This window comes from Pedobacter sp. UC225_65 (genome assembly GCF_042698365.1).
In the GTDB taxonomy this organism is placed as follows: domain Bacteria; phylum Bacteroidota; class Bacteroidia; order Sphingobacteriales; family Sphingobacteriaceae; genus Pedobacter.
The window spans coordinates 3,241,452-3,262,048 of sequence record NZ_CP170550.1 but is presented as its reverse complement, the minus strand read 5'-3'; the positions used below and the strand labels follow the sequence as shown (position 1 = coordinate 3,262,048).

Sequence of the window (20,597 nt, the reverse complement as noted above, 5' to 3'; positions counted from 1 at the left end):
CTTTTTTTATTTTTACGCCGAATGGTCATGAAAAAATTAATCCTTTTTATTTTTCTAATTGGAATAACTTCAAGCACTTTTGCCCAACTAGAGCAACCCATAAGTTGGTCGTACAAAGCTGTAAGGATCAGTAAAAATGAAGCAGTTTTGTATGTAAAAGCAAGCCTGAAAGAAAAATGGCATATTTATTCGTTGGCCGTTAAGGGTATTCCTGCCAAAACATCTTTTGCTTTCAAGCCTTCAAAAGATTACACATTGCTTGGCAAGATGATAGAACCCAAACCCATAGCAAAGTATGACCGGATCTTAAAAACAAACTTGACCTATTTTGAAAATGAAGTGACCTTTACACAAAAAGTTAAGCTGAACAAGATCCAACCATAATTAAGGGCGCTGTAGCATTTATGGTATGCAACGATAAACAATGTCTGCCTACAGATGAAATCGAATTTAGAGTCCCTATAAAATAAACCCCAATCTCTACCTAAAGTAAAATAAATGGTGATAAAAGTCACTCCAGCACTTAAATAAAAAATAATGCCTATTTTCGCTACATTTTTAAACCTACAAACTATGAAGAAAATAAGTTTACTGATCTTTTTATCAGTATTTTTTGGTTTATCCAACCAACCAAAAGCTATGCTTTAAAATTACAGGCCGACACAGCTGCAAGTGCATCAACAGATGATGGTTTTACCACAGTTGGCTCAGCTGCAGATAGTGCCGCTAATAACATTAAAAAAGACACTGTAAAAAAGGATACGGTAAGCTCAACAAAATCAGTTGAAAAGGATATCCAAAAATCAGAAGCGCAAAAGACATTGTGGCAAACATTTATAGAAGGCCTATTAGGTGGTTTCTTGGCTTTTTTAATGCCCTGTATTTTCCCAATGGTTCCGCTAACAGTAAGTTATTTTACCAAAAGAGCTGGAAGTAAACAAAAGGGCATTGGCCAAGCGATAATTTATGGACTTTCCATTATCGTAATCTATGTTGCTGTAGGTTTATTGATCACTATCCTTTTTGGATCATCAAAATTAAATGAATTGAGCAGCAGTGGTATCTTCAATATCTTGTTCTTTTTGCTATTGGTGGTCTTTGCCATCTCCTTTTTTGGAGCATTCGAAATTACGCTACCGAGCTCAATCGTAAATAAAATTGACCAAAAGGCCGACAATAGTAAAGGCTTAGGCGGAATCTTCTTTATGGCCGCGTCTTTGGCTTTGGTTTCGTTTTCTTGTACCGGACCAATTATTGGAACCTTATTGGTTCAAGCCAGTTCAAAAGGAGATATTTTGGCTCCCGCGATAGGTATGTTTGGCTTTGCGCTTGCCCTAGCTTTACCATTTACCTTATCAGCTATTTTCCCTGGGTTTTTAAATAGCATGCCAAAATCTGGTGGCTGGTTAAACAGCGTAAAAGTTTGTCTGGGCTTTTTAGAATTGGCTTTGGCATTGAAATTCTTATCCGCTGCAGATTTAGTTTGGCATTGGGAATGGTTCGATAGAGAAATATTCCTAGTATTATGGATCGTTATATTTACAATGATGGGTTTTTATTTATTAGGGAAATTGAAATTCTCTCATGATAGTGATCTACCATTTGTATCGGTGCCAAGGTTGTTTTTTGCCCTGATCTCTATTTCATTTGCCGTTTATATGGTTCCTGGTTTATGGGGAGCCCCAGTAAAGATTTTGAGTGGGTTAGCCCCGCCTATGAATACACAAGACTTTATCCTGACTTCGGGTGGCTCTGGGCCCGTTTCTCAAGCTTCATTAGATTTTCCTAAAAAGGTAAAGTATGACGATGTATTACATCCACCTCATGGCTTTAATGTATTTTTTGATTTAGATGAGGGTGTTGCTTATGCTAAAGCTGTGAATAAACCAATCATGCTTGATTTTACAGGCCATACTTGTGTAAACTGCCGTAAAATGGAAGACGATGTATGGGTTGATCCTACTGTAGGAAGCATCATTAATGATAAATATGTGCTTATTCAGCTTTATGTTGATGAACGTTCGATAAAAATGCCTGCCGAAAAGGTGCACTACTCTAACTATCTCAAAGGAAATACAGATGATTTAGGCAGATGGAACCAAGATTTTCAGGCAACAAAATATGGTGCAAACTCGCAACCTTATTATGTATTGGTAGACCATAACTTAAACCAGTTGGTAAAACCAGAAGGAGCGATTTTTAATGATAACGCGGCATACATTGCATTTTTGCAAAGTGGTTTGGACCAATACAATAAGGTCAAATAAAAATAAATGAGTAAAATTAACAATATCGGGGTATTAACCTCTGGCGGTGATTCGCCAGGCATGAATGCCGCAATTAGGGCTGTAGTGAGGGCCAGTTTATACCATAATTTAAAAGTTACGGGTATTTTAAGGGGTTATGAAGGTTTGATCAATGCAGACTTCATGCCTATGGATGGTAAATCTGTAGCCAACATTATCCAACGTGGTGGAACCATTTTAAAAACGGCCCGCAGCGATGCTTTTAGAACCAAGGAAGGCAGAGCATTGGCCCATAAAAATTTGGTAGAAAGTGATATCGATGCACTCGTTGTAATTGGTGGAGATGGAACGTTTACCGGAGCCGACCTATTTTCGAGGGAGTTTAATTTTCCCGTGATCGGTCTTCCTGGAACGATTGATAATGATTTGGAGGGAACTGATTTTACCATTGGTTATGATACTGCTATCAACACGGTTGTAAATGCAGTAGATAAGATCCGAGACACCGCAGAATCTCATGACCGTTTGTTTATCGTAGAGGTAATGGGTCGGGATTCTGGTCTTATTGCACTAAGAAGTGGAATTGGCGTAGGAGCAGAGGCGATGATCATCCTGAAGCTAAAATGGGCGTTGAAGACCTGGTAACCAGGATAGAGAACGGACGTAAAGACAAGGCTTCTAAAATCATCATCATTGCCGAGGGGGATGAAGCCGGTGGAGCCTACAATGTTGGAGAAGCCTTAAAAATCAAGTTTCCTAAATATGATATCCGCATCTCTGTTTTAGGCCATATCCAACGTGGTGGAAAACCTAGCTGCATGGATAGGGTTTTGGCCAGTAGGCTAGGTGTTGCTGCCGTAGAAGGCCTGATGGCGGGAAAAACAGATGTAATGGCTGGACAAATCAATAGAGAGATTGTTTTTACCCCATTTTCTCATGCCATTAAACACATTGATGCAGAAAAGGTAACTCCGGCCTGGTTAAAGCTGGTAGAGATTCTTTCTTTATAACGTAAAAAAGAATAAAAAAATAAAGCCACAGACTTTCAGTGCTGTGGCTTTTGTTATTCATAGGTAAATGGCGCTTTATGCCAAATAAGATTAGTCTTCTAAAATAACAGCTGTTCCGCTAGCAGTTACCATTAGCATGCTACCTCCATTGCCTACTGTTTCATAATCTAGATCTACACCAATAATTGCATTTGCACCCATTGTAGCTGCATATTGTTGCATTTCATTTACTGCGGTATTTTTACCTTCGCGTAATACTTGTTCGTATGAACCAGAGCGGCCACCAACGATATCACGGATACCCGCAAAAAGGTCTTTAAAAATATTTGCACCAATAATGGTTTCGCCAGTAACAAGGCCAATGTATTTCACAATTCTTTTGCCTTCTACTGTATTTGTGGTTGTAATTAACATCTTTTCTAGGTTTTATATTTCGATGCTAATTTTTCAGAAATGTTACATTGAAGCAAAAAATATTTCTACTCCCTGAAATTCTTTTGTAGAAATTCGAATATCTGGTCGAAGTGTTTGAGTGGTTCGGCATGTCCGCCTTCAATAGAGATATGTTGGTAGGTGAACGGGAATTTATTTGCTTTTAACCTGGCCATCATTTTTTCAGACATTAGTCCAGACGGACAGATCTCGTCCTTTGTGGCCGATAACAATAAAACAGGGCCATTGATGTGCTCTACTTTGATCAGTGCCTTTTGTTCGGCTACCGTATCTTTTAACATGGCCTCAAAAGCACCTCTCAAATCTCTCTTCATTAAAAAAGGAACACTCTCTTCATTTACCGGTACAAAGGGCAATTCTTTTCCTTTGAAACTCCAGGCAGAGGTTGAAAAATGATTGGTGTGTCCAGGAAAAGCAGCATGGCTTGGCACTATGCCCACCACACATTTGATGTCTTTGAAATAACTTCCCAGTAACAAGGCTAAATCCGCTCCTCTTGATCCACCAACAATGGCAATCTTATTTCTATCAATATTTGGGTTTTGTGCTGCCAATGTAATGGCATCATGTACTTTATCGATCTCTATTTTATTTAAGGTGTCTGGCGCTCCCTTGCTTTTAAAATAGCCCAATGCTAAAAAGGCATAACCTTGTTTGATGAATTTGTCCCTGGTATCTTTCCAATAATCACTTGCCCAGGCATTCCCTCCTTCAGAGCCTCCCAAGCCTACAATTAAGGGTTGTTTTTTACCTTCGCTTAAAAATAATTGCGCATCTACTTGGGGTGCATTTAGTTGTTGTGCAAAGCCTTTTACTGAAATGAAAAGGAACAGACTTAAAAAAATAAATTTGTGATGGTTGATGTTTCTCATGTTTGATCTGGTTTTGATCAAAGATGAGTTTAGTTTATTGATTTCTATTTGACCTATGTCAAAAACTACTTTTCGGCCCTAACCCTGCTCAATGTTTCTTGCGTTATGCCTAAGTAAGAAGCCACCATCCCCAACGGGATCCGATGATAAATATCGTGGTAAAGCTCGCAGAAGTGCTCGTATTTTTCTTTGGCGGTAGTAAACCGCATCGAAGTGATCCTTTCCATGATCTGTCCAAGCAAGGTACCCATAGACAAGCGGGCATAACGGTCCATTTCTGGAAAATGTTCAAAAAGATAGACCAGGTCTTCTACGTCAATGAAAAAAACCTTGGTATCTTCAATCGCATCAATGTAATAGATATCCAATTTCCTCTGCATAAAACTCTTAGGAGAATTGGTCCACTCGTTTGCGCCACAAAAATACTCACTGATTTCCTTTCCATCTTTGATAAAATAGAGGCGAAGTATGCCTTGCTGAATAAAATAGCTTTTGGTACAGATTTTTGCAGCATCATGTACCAATTCTCCCTTTTTAAAAAGTTTCAATTTGATCCGTTGCAGAAGTTCCGTTTTAAGCTTTTCACTTAGCTTGATATATTTACTAAAGTGGGCAAGTACTTCTTCCATTTTTGAAATTTAAAGAAGCAATATAAAACTTATAACAGTTTATCCAAAACCTGTTGCCAATTATCAACTCTTTCATATTGAGTAAGTAACTGGTTGTGCGGAGAGGTAAACAAGAGCGTTCTTCCTTTAAAATCGATAAAGTTTTTTGCCCTATCGTCTATCATTACATCGGTATTTACGATTTTCTCTCCACAAAAAATGATGTGCTTCCAAGTAATAAAAGGGAAGTGCTCGGCAAGCCAATGGTATTTGTCTTCTAAAGAATTGGGAAACTCCATGGCTGCAGAAACGATATACACCTCGTGTTTTTCTTGTAGTTTTTTTACCGCTTCAACGCTTCCTTCAATTAAGGGCAGGTTTCTAAAAAAGCCCTTTTCATTGATATAATCAAACCATTTGTTATTTACATCCGCTGGCACATGGTGATAGACTTCGTTTCCAGGGTCTAATTTTAGGTCCAAAGGGATTCCATAATCGCGATGGTAAAGTTCTATAAATTTACGAATTGGATCGGCTAGGACTTCGTCCATATCTATTGCTATCTTCATACGTGTAAATATCCTCAATTGGCATTACAGTTGTGTTATTTGAATTTAAAATTATTGCACCTTGCTAATTATTAGTATTTTACTTACTTTTGCATCCCCGCAAGCATGAAGCTCCGGGAACTATGTTGAATACATAAATTTTAAAAGAAATGGCAACTAAAATCAGATTGCAAAGATTCGGTAAAAAAGGGAAACCTTTTTTCCACGTGGTAGTAGCGGATTCTCGCTCTCCAAGAGATGGTAAATTTATTGAGCGTTTAGGTTCTTATAACCCAAACACCAATCCTGCAACTATCGAAATCAACTTCGAAAAAACTTTAGACTGGGTAAACAAAGGTGCACAACCTACGGATACTGCCCGTGCCATCCTTTCTTACAAAGGTGTTTTGTACAAAAAACACTTAGAAGGTGGTGTTAAAAAAGGCGCTTTAACTGCAGAACAAGCTGATGCTAAATTTGAGCAATGGTTAGCTGCTAAAGGTGGTCAGATCGAAGGTAAAAAAGACAGCTTAAGTGCAAGCAAAGAAGAAGCTAAAAAAGCTGCTTTAGCTGCTGAGGCTAAGAAAAATGCTGACCGTGCTGCTGCAATTGCATTGAAAAATGCACCTGTAGCTGAAGAGGTTGTTGAAGAAGAAGTAGTTGCTGAAGAGGCTCCTGCTGCTGAAGCTGCAACTGAAGAAGTGGTAGCAGAAACTCCAGCTGCTGAGACAACTGAAGAAGAAACAAAAGAAGAGGCTTAATCATTAGATTGGTTTTAACTTACGATAGCGTTCTGATCAATCAGAACGCTATTTTTATTTAAAGAAATAACGTTTGGGCCCATATCCGCCCAAAGGAAAAGATCATCATTATGCAAAAAGAAGAAGCGTTTTACATCGGTTACATTACCAAAACAAAAGGCCTAAAAGGTGAGGTGCAATTGTATTTCGAGTTTGAAGATTACGAAGCTTTGGACCTGGATGTAGTTTTTGCCGATATGAATGGTAAAATGGTTCCTTTTTTTGTGGCTTCACATAAATTGTATCCCAACCAGACCGGTCTCTTCTACTTTGACGACCTAGACCATATAGACAAGGCTCAGGCGCTTGTGAAAAAGAAAATCTATATGCCCTTGAATAAAATGCCTGAACGAGATGAGGATGATTTTACCTATGATGATCTAAAAGGTTTTCAGGTAACCGACGAAACCCATGGTGAATTGGGTGAAATCATTGCCATTAACGAATATCCCCAACAATTCGTTGCCACTGTACTTTATAAAGAAAAGGAAATCCTCTTTCCTTTAAATGAAGATATGATCATTGAAATTGATGAAGACGAAAAAACTTTATTAGTTGACCTGCCCGAAGGATTATTAGGTCTTATCTTAATTCGTAAAAAAGCAAACAATGGCACCGTTTGTGTGGTTCTTCTTAAATGAAACGCACGATCATCTGCTCTTTATTGTTTGCCTTGTTTTGTGGTTGTAACAATCAGCCAGAAAAAAAAGAAGAAAAGGTTGTTGTTGCCAAAGCAACCACTCCAACCGCTAAAGGTTTGACTCAACAGGATTCCATCAAAGCCATAGGAAGGCAAGTCTTATCATTGTTGAAGAGCCATAACTATAAAGAACTTACAACGTATTTTTCAGCGGATGGTGTCCTTTTTTCTCCCTATGCTTTTATTGATACGGCTCAATCAAAGCGGTTAACTCCTGAAGATTTCCTACAGGCAATTGATAAAAATTGGACGCTTACTTGGGGACATTTTGACGGTACTGGTGAACCCATCAAATTAAGCGTTAAGGCTTATCTTAAAAAGTTTGTGTGGAATGCTGATTATCTGAATGCTGAAGCTGTTGGTTTTGATCAGGTAATCAAACAGGGAAACTCTCCCAATAACCTCAACACCATTTATCCGAACCATCATTTTATAGATTATCACTTTAGTGGATTCGACCAAAAGTACAATGGAATGGACTGGAGTAGTTTAAGATTGGTTTTTGAAAATGACAATGGCGAATATTTTTTGGTCGCCATCATCCACGATCAGTGGACGGTTTAAGGGCTTAAAAACATTTTTCTTAACGGGATTCCGTAAAACAGCTTCTCCATTAATTTCTTATTTTTGATCAAATCTTTAGCAAAATGGAAATCGCCGGCATTATCTTATTGGTTGTTATTTTAGTTGTTCTAATAGTGTTGGTCTTGCGTAAGCCTGCTGTTCCTAAGAATGACGAAACGGTCAACTACCTCAAAGAAGAAAAACTAAAACTCGAAGATGAACTGAACGACCTCCGCGAACGCTTTAATATAGAGCGAGGTAATTTCATTAAAGCCGAAGCTTTAGCCAATTCTTATCAAAACAAATTAATAGAACAACAGAAAAACCTAGAAGACCTGCAACAAAAATTTACCTTGGAGTTTTCTTTAGTGGCCAATAAGATTCTGGAAGAGAAGAGTGCTAAATTTACCGCACAGAACCAAACCAACTTAGATTCTATTTTAAATCCTTTAAAAGCCAATATCAAATCTTTTGAGGAAAAAGTAGACAAAGTCTATCAAACTGAGGCTGCAGAAAGAAACCATTTAAAAGGGGTAATCTTTCAGTTGATGGACCAAAGTAAACAGATACAGACCGATGCCAATAACCTTACCAAAGCCTTAAAAGGCGATAGCAAAAAACAAGGCAATTGGGGAGAGGTAATCCTAGAAAGAGTATTAGAACGTTCGGGCTTAGTTAAGGATAGGGAATATCGCCTACAGGCAAGCCTAAATAGCGCCGAAGGCGCGCGATTACAGCCCGATGTAGTCATTGACCTGCCCGATGAAAAACATTTGATTGTAGACGCTAAGATCTCGTTGGTGGCCTACGAAAGAATGATGAATGCCGAAACCGATGAGGAAAAGGTTTTGAACCTTAAACAACACCTGCTTTCGGTAAAGGCACACATTGATGGTTTAGCAGGCAAAAATTATCAGAATCTGTATCAGATCAATTCTCCAGATTTTGTACTCTTGTTTATGCCCATCGAATCTTCATTTAGCGTTACGGTACAGGCAGATGGTGAACTCTTCAATTATGCCTGGGACAGGAAAGTGGTGATTGTTAGTCCTACTACCTTGTTAGCTACATTGCGCACCATAGCTAGCATCTGGAAAGTAGATCGTCAAAATAAAAACGTGTTTGAAATTGCAGAAGAAGCAGGTGCGCTTTACGATAAATTTGTTGGTTTTTTAGAAGACATGGAGAAAATTGGCAAACATATAGACCTTACTCAAAAAGCACACGACGATGCTTTTAAAAAATTACAGTATGGCAATGGAAACCTGATTGGCAAAGTAGAAAAAATCAAAAAATTAGGAGCCAAAACCAAAGGCAACAAACAGATTGATTCTAGGTTGTTAGAGGATGAAGAGGCTTAAAGACTTTTGTAGGTCTCCTTTTCTATTCACTATTATCTTTCTTAATAAAATGTCCGTCTGAGCTTGTCAAAGACCGTCTATTTTAAACCTGAGTTCAGTATAAGAAAATACATTTTTAGCGTTATAATCAATGGTTTATCTTTAAACCAATTATTCTTTGCTAATATTTAATGGTTCTGTCGCTTCGCGGACATACTTTTTTCCTATAGATGAAAAAAGTATGCAAAAAAATCCACGGCTGCGCCCTGTTCTATTAAAGAAAGTACGTAGGCCTGTTATTGCATTCCGAACAGGCCAAGGCCGCTTTTAGTGGAACGCTGAGATAGTACTTAGGCTTGAGATAGTTACAAACTAGAATCATTAACCTGAATCCTACATTATTTTAAACAAAAAAGTAGGAAGCATTTACAATCAACAGTCCTTTTTAGTAGCTACTAAAGCAAATACCATTGGTATTTTATTGTCCAGGTGTTTGATCCTGTATTTTTTTGGTTCAAATTCTATGGTTTCATTAAAACAGTTGTAAGGAGAATAATCATATTCGTCGAAAGAATTGATTTCCATTCCGTTATTGATCAGGCTATTTAATACTTCTGAGGTACTGTGGTTCCAAGTGATTGTTTTTTGTGTAAGTGCTGCATCTTTAGCTGCATACGTTCCATTTTCGATTTCAATAATGGCCTTATCTTTAAAATAATTATAGGCTATTTGTTTAAAATGATCATCAAACATCCATATTACCGGATGGAACTCTACAAACACCAATTGACCCTTCGGTTTGAGATACCTCGCAATTAAAGCTGCCCATTTATCCAAGTCTGGCAGCCAACCAATGGTACCATAACTGGTAAATACCAAGTCAAATTTTTCCTCCAAATGTAAGGGCAAATCATAGATATCACAACAAATAAAAGAGGCTTCCGTATGGGTTTGTAAAGCCAATTCATTTGCTTTTTTTATCGCTTCGCCGGCCAGATCCACACCTACAACCGTAGCACCCAAGCGCGCTAAAGAAATACTATCCTGTCCAAAATGGCATTGCAGGTGTAAAATCCGTTTGCCTTTGATATCACCTAATAGGTTTAATTCAATCTCATTAAGTGAAGTAGCGCCTTTTAAAAAACTTGCTACATCATAAAAAGCCGAATCAAAATGTACAGCAGTTTTATTGTTCCAAGATTGCCTATTGACATTGATATAATCTGATTCTTCGAGTTTCATTTCTTTAGTACATATAAAACCTAGCCTTTAAAAGCATTCCAACCCTGTGCTTTTAACTCATGAACTACATTGGATTTAGATACCATTTTACAACCAGAATTTTTATCAGTAATGTGACCAATAATACTGATGTCGATATCATTCTTTAATTTATTGTAATCCGCTTGTTTAATGGTAAACAAGAGCTCATAATCTTCACCCCCATTTAAGGCACAAACCGTTGGATCTAAACCTAGTTCGCGAGCAGTTTCATAAGTCATAGGGTCAATCGGCAATTTTTCTTCATACAAAGTACAGCCTTTTTCAGATTGGGTGCATATATGCAGGATTTCTGAAGCCAATCCATCAGAAACATCAATCATTGCTGTAGGCTTGATTTTCATCTGTGCCAATAAGTCAACAATATCTCTTCTTCCCTCTGGTTTCAATTGGCGTTCGATGATGTAATCCTTACCCTCTAGATCTGGTTGTAGTTGAGGATTTTCTAAAAAGATTTGTTTCTCTCTTTCTAAAATCTGCAGACCTACATAAGCCCCACCCAAATCGCCAGAAACACATAACAAATCACCCTCTTCAGCACCATTTCTATAACATACATCAGCTTTGGCAGCGTGGCCTATACTCGTTACACTGATTACCAATCCTTGTTTGCTCGAAGAAGTATCTCCACCAATTAAATCAATATTAAATTTATTGCAGGCTAATTCAATTCCTTTATAGATTTCTTCAACTGCTTCTAATGGGAATTTGCTCGATAGACCGATAGAAACCGTAATCTGGGTAGCAATACCATTCATTGCATAAATATCACTTAGGTTTACTTGTACGGCCTTATAACCCAAATGCATCAAGGGTACATAAGCCAAGTCAAAATGAATTCCTTCTAACAGTAGATCTGTAGAAATCAATACTTGTTGATTTGCAAAATCCAATACGGCGGCATCATCACCAACGCCTTTGATACTTGTTTCGTGTTGTATCTTAAAATTGTTTGTTAAGTGTTTGATCAATCCAAATTCACCTAATTCTGATATCGCTGTACGTTCTTTATTTTCAAACATTATACTTTCTTTTTAATCTCTTTTAAAACCCAATCCAATTCGTTGTCTTTTCCTGCAATTACATCTTCAATTGTTGTTGTAATTTCTACATCTGGAAAAACACCTCTCCCAATTTGGTCGGTATGCGTATTTGGTAAAATTTTATACATGCCCATTCTCAATTTTAATTTAGAGTTTGGCAGATCAATCATTGGTATCCTTCCTGCAACACATCCATTGTAACCCCCACCTGTTTCCTGTCCGATAAAAGTTGCTCTTTTAACTCCCTGTAAATTTGCAGCTAATAGTGCTGCAGCAGAAAAACTATAACCATTGATCAATACATATACTTTGCCGTTAAAATGGTTTGCATTTGCATGTAAAGGTTTTATTCCTTTATAGGTTATCTTATACTTTCCATTTTCCGTCTCTTTTAAAATTACTGAAGATAACATGTTAAAAGTAAGTGCTTTATAACCATTTACAAATCCTTTTCCATACTTATATGGATTAAATTTTCGATCTACTTCTGTTTGTTGCAGGTATACAAAATCTTTATCTACCAAATAAGAAAACAGATCTCTGCACGCCTTTAAGGATCCACCACCATTATCTCTCAAATCTAAAATTAGATCTTTGGTTTTCCCTTTTTTTAATGCCGTAAAACTTTCTTTATAGAATTTCTCAAAATTGGCATATGGAAAAGAAAAACTTTTCACTTTTAAATAAGCTACACTACTATCCTTTTCTAAAAACTTTAAGTCTAGTATTGGGTTTTTAAGCTCATCATATCCTTTATAATTCAATTTTTGTTTTGCTTTGGCTATTTTCTTTTCGTTGGCCAGTTCTTCTTTTGTTTTTTTCTTAACTGTTAAACTATCTTTTAGTACAGGTTTTTTATAAATATTCAGTTTAAGATCAATGATAGAGTCTTTTTCATTTTTAACTTTAAAATCTACTACGTCCTTACTGTCGTAAAAATTGGTATACCAATTCGTAAATGCCCTATTCAAAGAGGCATTTTTAAAGGTTTGATTGTAACCATCAGAAGCAATATTGGCTTTTAAGTTCTGTATAATTTCAGTAGATGGAACATTATCTATTGCAACAATCTCATTTCCTTTTTTAACCTCTTTTATAGACGGATTGAAACTCGTAATGTATAATTTGTTGGCTACAATCTTATAAGCAAATTGGTTGATCGGCTTAGTGCCTATTTTTTTAACAGAATCTTGCTCTTTTTTGGTCAGTTTTTTTGTGACCAATACCATCTTGGTATGTCCACATCTAACTTGTGCAACTACAGGTGCCAATTTTTTATAAAACTCTTTTGTAGTTAATGGACTTGTTATCGTCCTTTTTAAACTGTCAAAGGTATTGTCCAATTGAGCTTTACTCACATACCAATATAAACCAGGATGTCCATCTTTTAACAGTTGATAAGCAAAATCAACATCTTTTATCAATTTTTCTGGCTCATGTTTCTTTTCACTAACCGTATAATTAAGTTCTTTTATCGAAGTACAGGAAACGAGACTACTTAGCAATAAAATATAAGCACCTATTATAAATCTTTTCGTATTGATCATTTAATCTTTTTATAATCCTAAGCTTGCAGATATCTCTAACATTCTTTCTATTGGTTTACGGGCTTGAACAATAATATCAGCGGGTACATTTACCTCTGGAAGTCCATTTTTTAAACACAAATACAGTTTTTCTAATGTATTTCTCTTCATGTAAGGGCAATCATTGCAAGCACAGCTGTTATTTGGTGGTGCCGGAATAAAAGTTTTTGTTGGGTTTGCCTTCTCCATTTGGTGGATGATCCACTTTCTGTAGCTACAATAAATTCTTGCGCATCACTATTGATAGAATATTTCAATAGACCAGTGGTAGAGTCCTATATAATCGGCCATGGCCAATACTGCTTCTTCACATTCTGGATGCGCAATAAACTTGGCATTTGGATGGCGCTCTTTTAACTTGGTGATTTTCTCTCTAGAAAATATCTCATGTACCATACAAGCCCCATTCCATAAAACAAGATCTCTACCTGTCTTTTTAGCCACCCAAGCACCCAAGTTTTTATCCGGACCAAAAATGATCTTCTGATTTTTAGGTAAACTTTCTACAATCTGCACCGCATTTGTTGAGGTACATACAATATCGCTCAATGCTTTCAACTCTGCCGTACAGTTAACGTAGGTGATCACCAAATGATCTGGATATTTTTCCTTGAACTTTTTAAACAGGTGAGGTGGACAACTATCGGCTAGTGAACATCCCGCTTTAAGATCTGGTAACAACACTGTTTTTTCTGGTGACAAAATCTTTGCCGTCTCTGCCATAAAGTGCACCCCAGCAAAAACAATGATATCAGCATCAGTTTTAGCAGCTTCTTGAGATAAGCCTAAACTATCTCCAATATAATCAGCAATATCCTGTATATCAGGTTCTTGATAATAATGTGCTAGTATAACTGCATTTTTTTCTTTTTTTAACTTTTCTATTTCTTCAAATAAATCTAGGGTAGGATCAATCTGTTCCTCTACAAAACCCTTTTTATTTAATTCTTCTAAGACATCCATAGTCATCATCGCTTTCTTTTATTGGCCATCGAACTTTGGTAAAGATACGGAGGTTTCAACAGTACAATAAATTATAATTATTTTATATATAAAGAATCTTATTACTTATTAAGGTGTTGGTACTGTTAACAAAATTTGTTTTTAAATGATGTAAGATGAGTTATCACATAGTTACCAACATTTATGTTTGTTTTTTATGATAAACTTATCCTGATTTACAACGTTATACTATTTCGACTATTATTTTATCAATATCAAAATGTGTATTGTTAGTTTGGTAGTAAAAAGTTGATAAACTATGCAAAGTTGCTTAAAAATAATGTAAAAGATTGTGTCAAATTACGTTTTTAACTTAGCTTTAAACATTCAAAAATAGTTGTTGAGTTTATTTATACATTCTGCTAACACTATTTGTGATGTTGTTAACAATTGTTTGATTTACGTTAATATTTAATGAGAAAAGTCGATTTCCTAGTGATAGGATCAGGTATAGCAGGGTTGAGTTTTGCTTTAAAGGCTGCACAGCATGGAAAAGTTTTGATTGTGACCAAATCTAATGAAGACGAATCCAATACAAAATATGCCCAAGGTGGGGTAGCTGTAGTTGTGGATAAGTCTGATTCCTTTGAGAAACATATTGAAGATACATTGATTGCGGGTGATGGTTTGTGCGATAAAAATATAGTAGAAATAGTAGTAAAAGAAGGGCCTGAAAGAATACAAGAGATTATAGACTACGGGATTAACTTTGATAAGAACAATGCTGGGGTTTTTGATCTGGCCAAAGAAGGTGGGCATTCTGAACACCGTGTTTTGCATTATAAAGATATTACGGGCTACGAAATTGAAAGTGTTTTATTGAAACAGATTCATGAAAATGAAAACATAGAGATATTAACACACTACTTCTGTTTAGAGCTGATCACCCAGCATCACCTGGGTATACATGTTGATAAGAGTAGTGAAGATGTTAACTGTTATGGTATATATGCCTTTAACACAGAGCTTAACGATGTGGAAAAGATATTGGCAAGTGTTACAGTAATGGCATCGGGCGGGGCTGGACATGTATATTCGACGACGACAAACCCAGTTATTGCTACAGGCGATGGAATGGCGATGGTGTATAGAGCAAAAGGAAAAATCAGAAATATGGAATTTATCCAGTTCCATCCAACAGCTTTATACAATCCAGGGGAATATCCTTCTTTTCTAATTTCTGAAGCCGTTAGAGGTTTTGGTGGGGTGTTGAAAAGAAAAAATGGAGAAGAATTTATGTACGAATATGATGAACGTGGTTCTTTGGCTCCTCGTGATATTGTTGCCCGTGCCATAGATGCAGAAATGAAAAAATCTGGTGATGACTTTGTCTACCTGGATATCACGATGCGAAAGAAAGCCGATATATTGACACATTTTCCAAATATCTATGCCAAATGTTTGTCTATCGGTATTGACATGACCAAAGATTGGATACCAGTTACCCCTGCTGCGCATTATATGTGCGGTGGTATTTTGGTAGATGAATATGGAAAGTCGTCAATTAATAACTTATATGCCTGTGGCGAAGTTTCTTCAACAGGATTGCATGGTGCTAACCGTTTGGCTTCTAACTCTTTATTGGAAGCAACAGTTTTTGCACACCGCATCTTCTTATCAGCTTTAGCCAACTATCAGAAAAATGTTATCCCTGACGAAATTCCAGAATGGAACGAACAAGGTGTAACCCAATCCAACGAAGATATTTTGGTAACCCATAACCTACGCGAAACGCAGAAGATCATGAGTGATTATGTAGGGATTGTCCGTTCTGATTTTAGATTAGATAGGGCCATGCGTAGGTTATTTCTTTTGTATGAAGAAACAGAAGAGTTCTATAAAAAGAATAAAGTTTCAGTAAAATTATGTGAATTAAGAAATGTGATCCAAGTAGCTTACATGGTCATCAAATCGGCAGTTGCCAGAAAAGAAAGTAGGGGATTACATTACAATACAGATTACCCTGAACACGCTAAAGAATTAGTAGATACAATTATTTAATTTTGTCATGCTGAGCTTGTGGAAGAATCTACTAAAGGTCTTCTACGGGCTCAGACTAACAGTTGTTGCTGCCTCAATACCCACGCTAAAACCTAATCAAAAATGCCAGTTATATTACCAGTTAAAGAAGTTTTCCCAAAATGGGGAGAGAATAGTTTTATTGCACCTAATGCCACTATTGTTGGTGATGTAACCATGGGCGATAACTGCTCTGTATGGTTCAACGCCGTAATCAGAGGCGATGTAAACAGCATTACGATTGGTAACGATACCAACATTCAAGATGGTGCGGTGATCCATGCAACCTATCTAAAAGCAGCTACACATATTGGAAATAGAGTTTCTGTTGGACACAACGCAATTGTACATGGTTGTGAGGTAAAAGATCATGTACTGATAGGGATGGGAGCCATTGTAATGGATCATGCAGTAATAGAGGAGTATTGCATCATTGCGGCAGGATCGGTTGTGTTAGAAAACACCATTTGCGAAAGTGGCTATTTATATGCTGGTACACCCGCAAAAAAAATAAAGCCCATTACACTAGAGCAAAGGGCTTTATTAGATAAACTACCGGATAATTATATCATGTATTCGGATTGGTTCAGGTAATTATGGCTTGGGGATGATCATGGTATGCTCCCTTGTCCAGTTTGCTCTGATTGATCGTTCTTCTGGCTCGTACCATATTTTTTCGGGTTGGGTCTGATTTTTTACATTTCCAGTATCCCATTTGCCATTTTTATTGTCGTCATAAATAACCCTTACAAAGTATATTCCAGTTCTGTAATTGATAAAATTTACCTTGGTGTTTTTGGTAATTACTTCTTGATAAACAACGTCTTTCTTTTCGTTCACTAATTCTATAACGTAACTTTTGTTTGGCTCTGGAACTTCAACAGTTAAAATAATAGAACCATAATCGTCGGCATTTGCCAATTTAAATGTCCTTTTGATCTCTTTGTTCTTGGTGCCAAAAAGTTCTGTAAATGTACCTTCACCAAAGGTGATGATGTAAGGTCTGGCCTTTTTCCAAGGATATTTAAGGACATAAGCAAGCACATTTGAACTGTCTTTTTCTAGGGTAAAGTTGGTTCTGGGGATAGAATCTTCCAAAAACTTGATTTTGGTCAGGTCAATTTTATCAATTGGCGAATTTAAAAATAGGCGATAGGGCTTATAAGGATTCAAAGAACCTCCTTCTAAATTATCTGTTAATTGAACTATTCTGGTATAAGTATCTTTTTTTCCTCGGGTAAACATTACCGTATCCAATGCTTTTCCGTCACTCTTTATCGCAAACTTAAGCGAATCAAAACTGAGGTCTTTTAACCAAACTTTGGCAGAGTCATTGTTCTTTGTAAAATGCACAATTTTACTTTCATCTATTGGTTTCGAATCAATTACAACGAGCTCTGGTTTAACCAATTGCTGATTAAAAACAAAAGAGATACTGCCATCAGTATTGAGCCTCCGGTCTACAATCCTGAAGGTACTGGCCAGTTCTTTAAAGAGACCAATATTTACATTTTCTATATTTTTGGTCAGCTCAATGGGCGCTTTGATAAACCCAATCTGGTCTGTAGCTTGTTGATAGATTTTATCTCCACCAGTTTCTTTTAAGGCATAGATTTTAACTGTTTCTTTTTTAAGATTGCTAAGGGTATAATTTCCACTGCTATCGGTTGTGGTATAGATAGAAGGTTTCTTTTTTCCGAAGATGCTATCCTTGGCCAAAGGTAAAATGAAAACAGTAGCGTCAAGCTCAGGTTTGCCGGTTAGTGTATTGATAACTTTTCCAGAGATGCTCAATGAATCTAATTTTGGACCTGTAGCAAATACATAACTAAGATTTTTAATAATATTGCCTTCATTCACATCGGCAATAGCCTTACCAAAATTAATGGTATAGGTTGTATTTTTTTCTAAGCTGTCCTGAAAAGTAATCTCTAATTTTTTTTGTCGCTTTTTTAAGATGAGTGGTTTGTCTTGCTCTGGGGAAACAGAAACTTCTTTGAACTCATTCTGCAGATTAAAATATTCATCAAACTCGATGGTGATTTTTTGAGCATTAAAATTGGTGCTATAGTTTTTCGGTTCCATTTTTAAAACCTTAGGAGGAGTGGTATCTTTTGGGCCACCCTCTGGAGATCGCATGCTTGCGCAACCATAAACCAGGGCAACAAGGAGCATTGCCAGTGAAAAAAAACTATTTTTTGAGAACCTTTTGTTTTTACGCATTTATATAGTGTATAATTAATTCAACCCTTTTTTTGATAGATATCATTAAAACTTTTAGAAAGTCTTTTATATCGCTTTAAATCGCTTCAGTAAAAATATTAGCTAATCTATTGAAAACCAATGCGCTACTCTTATTTTGTAATGTGAACCATCAAAACTGATATATCCGAAGGAGAAACGCCAGAAATCCGAGAAGCTTGCCCTAAAGTCCTAGGTTTAATTTTCAACAATTTTTCTCTTGCCTCTTTAGAGAGCGAAAGTAGCTTGTTGTAATCAAATTCTGGATTGATAGACTTGTCTTCCATCTTTTGCATTTTGTTGACGATTTCATTCTCCTTTTCAAAATAGCTTTCGTACTTGATTTTGATTTCGGCTTGTTCTACAGTTTCTTTATCAAAGGTATTTAAAAGCTGATCAAAGGCAGGGCTTACTTTTCTGATATCATCAATTCCAACTTGTGGTCTGCTCAACACATTGAATAGTTTTACATTTTGTGTTAACGCAGCCGTTCCTAAACTTTCTAACAAAGCATTGGCTTCTCCCATTTCAACGCCTTGCTTTTTGGTAAAGGCCACAATCTGGTCAGAGTCGGCAACTTTTTTATTTACAATACTCAAACGCTCCTCATTGATTAATCCTAATTGGTGCGCGATAGGAGAGAGCCTGATATCAGCATTGTCTTGTCTTAATAAGAGGCGGTGTTCAGCTCTTGAGGTAAACATGCGATAAGGTTCTTCGGTGCCTTTGGTAACTAAATCATCTATTAAAACACCTATGTACGATTCAGAGCGCTTCATGATCAGCTCATGTTGGTCTGTCACCTTCTGATGCGCGTTAATTCCAGCTATAAAACCTTGACTAGCAGCCTCTTCGTATCCTGTTGTACCGTTAATTTGGCCAGCAAAGAATAAATTACTGATCAACTTGGTTTCTAAGGTCAAGGATAACTGTGTAGGTGGGAAATAATCATATTCAATCGCATAACCTGGCCTAAACATCTTGGCATTTTCAAAGCCTGGTATTTGTGTGAGTGCTTTGTACTGTACATCTTCGGGTAGTGAAGTAGAAAAACCATTCACATATATTTCGCAGGTATTCCAACCTTCTGGTTCTACAAATATTTGATGTCTTTCTCTTTCGGCAAAACGGTTGATTTTATCCTCAATAGAAGGACAGTACCTTGGACCTAATCCTTTAATTCTACCGGTAAACATTGGCGATTTCTCGAAGCCTTCTTTTAAGGTTTCATGCACCGCGCTGTTGGTGTAAGTGATCCAGCAACAACGTTGGTCGGTTGGTCTTTCTACATTTGTATAAGAGAATCGACCTGGATTTTCATCACCCCATTGTTCTTCCATTAAAGCGTAGTTTAACGAACGACCATCAACTCGGGGAGGAGTACCAGTTTTCATTCTTCCTGCTTCAAAGCCAAGTGTAGTTAATTGTTCCGTAATTCCAGTTGCTGCTTTTTCTCCTGTACGGCCGCCACCAAATTTTTTCTCTCCAATATGGATCAATCCATTTAAGAAAGTGCCATTGGTGAGTACCACGGCTTTGCCTAGAATCTCAACTCCTAACGCGGTTTTGACACCAACAACAGTATTGTTTTTAATGATTAAACTGCTCACCATCTCTTGCCAGAAGTCTACATTCGGTGTTCTTTCTAATGCAAGCCTCCATTCTTCGGCAAACCTTTTTCTGTCGTTTTGTGCTCTTGGGCTCCACATGGCTGGCCCTTTTGATTTATTGAGCATGCGAAATTGAAGCGTAGTTTTATCGGCAATGATACCAGAATAGCCACCCATCGCATCAATTTCTCTTACAATCTGTCCCTTTGCAACACCGCCCATAGCAGGGTTGCAACTCATCTGTGCAATGGTCTCCATATTCATGGTTACCAATAATACAGAAGAGCCTAAGTTTGCGGCGGCAGCGGCAGCTTCACAGCCCGCATGCCCAGCGCCAACAACAATAACATCGTATTCTTTAAACATCGAATTATGATTTTGTTTCACGTGAAACAATGCAAAATTAATTAAAAATGAGTCAACAATTAATCTTGTTTCACGTGAAACGTTTCTTTTTTATTATATAATTTAATCAATCCATAGATTGCAACAATACCCCAAACGGCCTCCAATATCACGAAAGGCATGAAAGAAATTAGCCAAGAAGAATAACAAGCAATGGCTGCACCAAAAAGATTCAATAGACCATAGGTGTAGCTTTCTGCTTTAATCACCTTTAAACTTTGCAAAAAAAAGCAATTAATAAGATGCTTACACCAACTGTTGCAATTAAA

The 20,597-nt window shown here is 37.0% G+C and carries 17 protein-coding genes and 2 pseudogenes; 9 read left to right on the top strand and 10 right to left on the bottom strand.

What is annotated here, in order from left to right; genetic code table 11:
• Positions 1–27: 27 nt before the first annotated feature.
• The 3 genes and pseudogenes from ACFJIZ_RS17145 to ACFJIZ_RS17135 form a co-directional block, all read left to right on the top strand.
• Positions 28–384, top strand: coding sequence for a sugar transporter (locus ACFJIZ_RS17145; protein ID WP_379086762.1), 357 nt, complete (start codon positions 28–30; stop codon positions 382–384).
• 218 nt (positions 385–602) lie between these two features.
• A complete protein-coding gene (locus tag ACFJIZ_RS17140) occupies positions 603–2,267 on the top strand; it encodes a protein-disulfide reductase DsbD family protein (protein ID WP_379094089.1) in 1,665 nt (554 codons plus the stop codon).
• A 6-nt stretch (positions 2,268–2,273) separates the two neighbouring features.
• Positions 2,274–3,052: pseudogene (locus ACFJIZ_RS17135) on the top strand (ATP-dependent 6-phosphofructokinase); the annotation flags it as partial.
• A gap of 294 nt (positions 3,053–3,346) precedes the next feature.
• On the opposite strand, the gene ACFJIZ_RS17130 reads toward ACFJIZ_RS17135, so the two are convergent.
• The 4 genes from ACFJIZ_RS17130 to ACFJIZ_RS17115 form a co-directional block, all read right to left on the bottom strand.
• On the bottom strand, positions 3,347–3,670 hold the full coding sequence (locus ACFJIZ_RS17130) for a heavy metal-binding domain-containing protein (RefSeq protein ID WP_379086760.1): 324 nt from the start codon (positions 3,668–3,670) through the stop codon (positions 3,347–3,349).
• A 65-nt stretch (positions 3,671–3,735) separates the two neighbouring features.
• The gene (locus tag ACFJIZ_RS17125; RefSeq protein ID WP_379086757.1) at positions 3,736–4,581 is read right to left on the bottom strand and encodes an acyl-CoA thioester hydrolase/BAAT C-terminal domain-containing protein; all 846 of its coding nucleotides are present in this window, start codon (positions 4,579–4,581) and stop codon (positions 3,736–3,738) included.
• A gap of 65 nt (positions 4,582–4,646) precedes the next feature.
• On the bottom strand, positions 4,647–5,210 hold the full coding sequence (locus tag ACFJIZ_RS17120; protein WP_379086754.1) for a Crp/Fnr family transcriptional regulator: 564 nt from the start codon (positions 5,208–5,210) through the stop codon (positions 4,647–4,649).
• Between the two features lie 29 nt (positions 5,211–5,239).
• Complete coding sequence (locus ACFJIZ_RS17115; protein WP_379086752.1) at positions 5,240–5,758, bottom strand: 5'(3')-deoxyribonucleotidase; 519 nt, start codon at positions 5,756–5,758, stop codon at positions 5,240–5,242.
• A gap of 149 nt (positions 5,759–5,907) precedes the next feature.
• Here ACFJIZ_RS17115 and ACFJIZ_RS17110 point away from each other — a divergent pair, with 149 nt between their 5' ends.
• The 4 genes from ACFJIZ_RS17110 to ACFJIZ_RS17095 all read left to right on the top strand — a co-directional run bounded on the left by ACFJIZ_RS17110 (position 5,908) and on the right by ACFJIZ_RS17095 (position 9,162).
• Entirely contained in the window at positions 5,908–6,498 is a 591-nt protein-coding gene (locus tag ACFJIZ_RS17110) for a 30S ribosomal protein S16 (RefSeq protein WP_379086749.1), read from the top strand.
• Positions 6,499–6,608: 110 nt separating this feature from the next.
• A complete protein-coding gene (gene rimM / locus ACFJIZ_RS17105; RefSeq protein WP_379086746.1) occupies positions 6,609–7,178 on the top strand; it encodes a ribosome maturation factor RimM in 570 nt (189 codons plus the stop codon).
• Positions 7,175–7,801 carry a hypothetical protein gene (locus ACFJIZ_RS17100; RefSeq protein WP_379086743.1) on the top strand — a complete coding sequence of 209 codons (627 nt, stop codon included), beginning with the start codon at positions 7,175–7,177 and terminating at the stop codon, positions 7,799–7,801. Before rimM ends, ACFJIZ_RS17100 begins: the two co-directional genes overlap by 4 nt.
• Before the next feature lie 83 nt (positions 7,802–7,884).
• Positions 7,885–9,162: a DNA recombination protein RmuC gene (locus ACFJIZ_RS17095; RefSeq protein WP_379086741.1), complete on the top strand. Its 1,278-nt coding sequence runs from the start codon at positions 7,885–7,887 to the stop codon at positions 9,160–9,162.
• 411 nt (positions 9,163–9,573) lie between these two features.
• Here ACFJIZ_RS17095 and ACFJIZ_RS17090 read toward each other — a convergent pair whose 3' ends face one another.
• The 4 genes and pseudogenes from ACFJIZ_RS17090 to nadA form a co-directional block, all read right to left on the bottom strand.
• On the bottom strand, positions 9,574–10,383 hold the full coding sequence (locus tag ACFJIZ_RS17090) for a class I SAM-dependent methyltransferase (protein WP_379086738.1): 810 nt from the start codon (positions 10,381–10,383) through the stop codon (positions 9,574–9,576).
• A gap of 20 nt (positions 10,384–10,403) precedes the next feature.
• Positions 10,404–11,444: a thiamine-phosphate kinase gene (gene thiL / locus ACFJIZ_RS17085; RefSeq protein WP_379086735.1), complete on the bottom strand. Its 1,041-nt coding sequence runs from the start codon at positions 11,442–11,444 to the stop codon at positions 10,404–10,406.
• On the bottom strand, positions 11,444–13,012 hold the full coding sequence (locus tag ACFJIZ_RS17080) for a S41 family peptidase (protein ID WP_379086732.1): 1,569 nt from the start codon (positions 13,010–13,012) through the stop codon (positions 11,444–11,446). Before ACFJIZ_RS17080 ends, thiL begins: the two co-directional genes overlap by 1 nt.
• Positions 13,013–13,021: 9 nt before the next feature.
• Positions 13,022–14,014: pseudogene (nadA, locus tag ACFJIZ_RS17075) on the bottom strand (quinolinate synthase NadA).
• A gap of 453 nt (positions 14,015–14,467) precedes the next feature.
• Between nadA and nadB the strand changes: the two are divergent.
• On the top strand, positions 14,468–16,054 hold the full coding sequence (nadB, locus tag ACFJIZ_RS17070; RefSeq protein ID WP_379086729.1) for an L-aspartate oxidase: 1,587 nt from the start codon (positions 14,468–14,470) through the stop codon (positions 16,052–16,054).
• Between the two features lie 102 nt (positions 16,055–16,156).
• Positions 16,157–16,666: a gamma carbonic anhydrase family protein gene (locus ACFJIZ_RS17065; RefSeq protein ID WP_379086726.1), complete on the top strand. Its 510-nt coding sequence runs from the start codon at positions 16,157–16,159 to the stop codon at positions 16,664–16,666.
• Here ACFJIZ_RS17065 and ACFJIZ_RS17060 read toward each other — a convergent pair whose 3' ends face one another.
• Both ACFJIZ_RS17060 and mnmG read right to left on the bottom strand, forming a co-directional pair.
• Positions 16,667–18,211: an Ig-like domain-containing domain gene (locus ACFJIZ_RS17060; protein WP_379086723.1), complete on the bottom strand. Its 1,545-nt coding sequence runs from the start codon at positions 18,209–18,211 to the stop codon at positions 16,667–16,669.
• 215 nt (positions 18,212–18,426) lie between these two features.
• A complete protein-coding gene (mnmG, locus tag ACFJIZ_RS17055; protein WP_379086720.1) occupies positions 18,427–20,289 on the bottom strand; it encodes a tRNA uridine-5-carboxymethylaminomethyl(34) synthesis enzyme MnmG in 1,863 nt (620 codons plus the stop codon).
• Between the last annotated feature and the right edge of the window lie 308 nt (positions 20,290–20,597).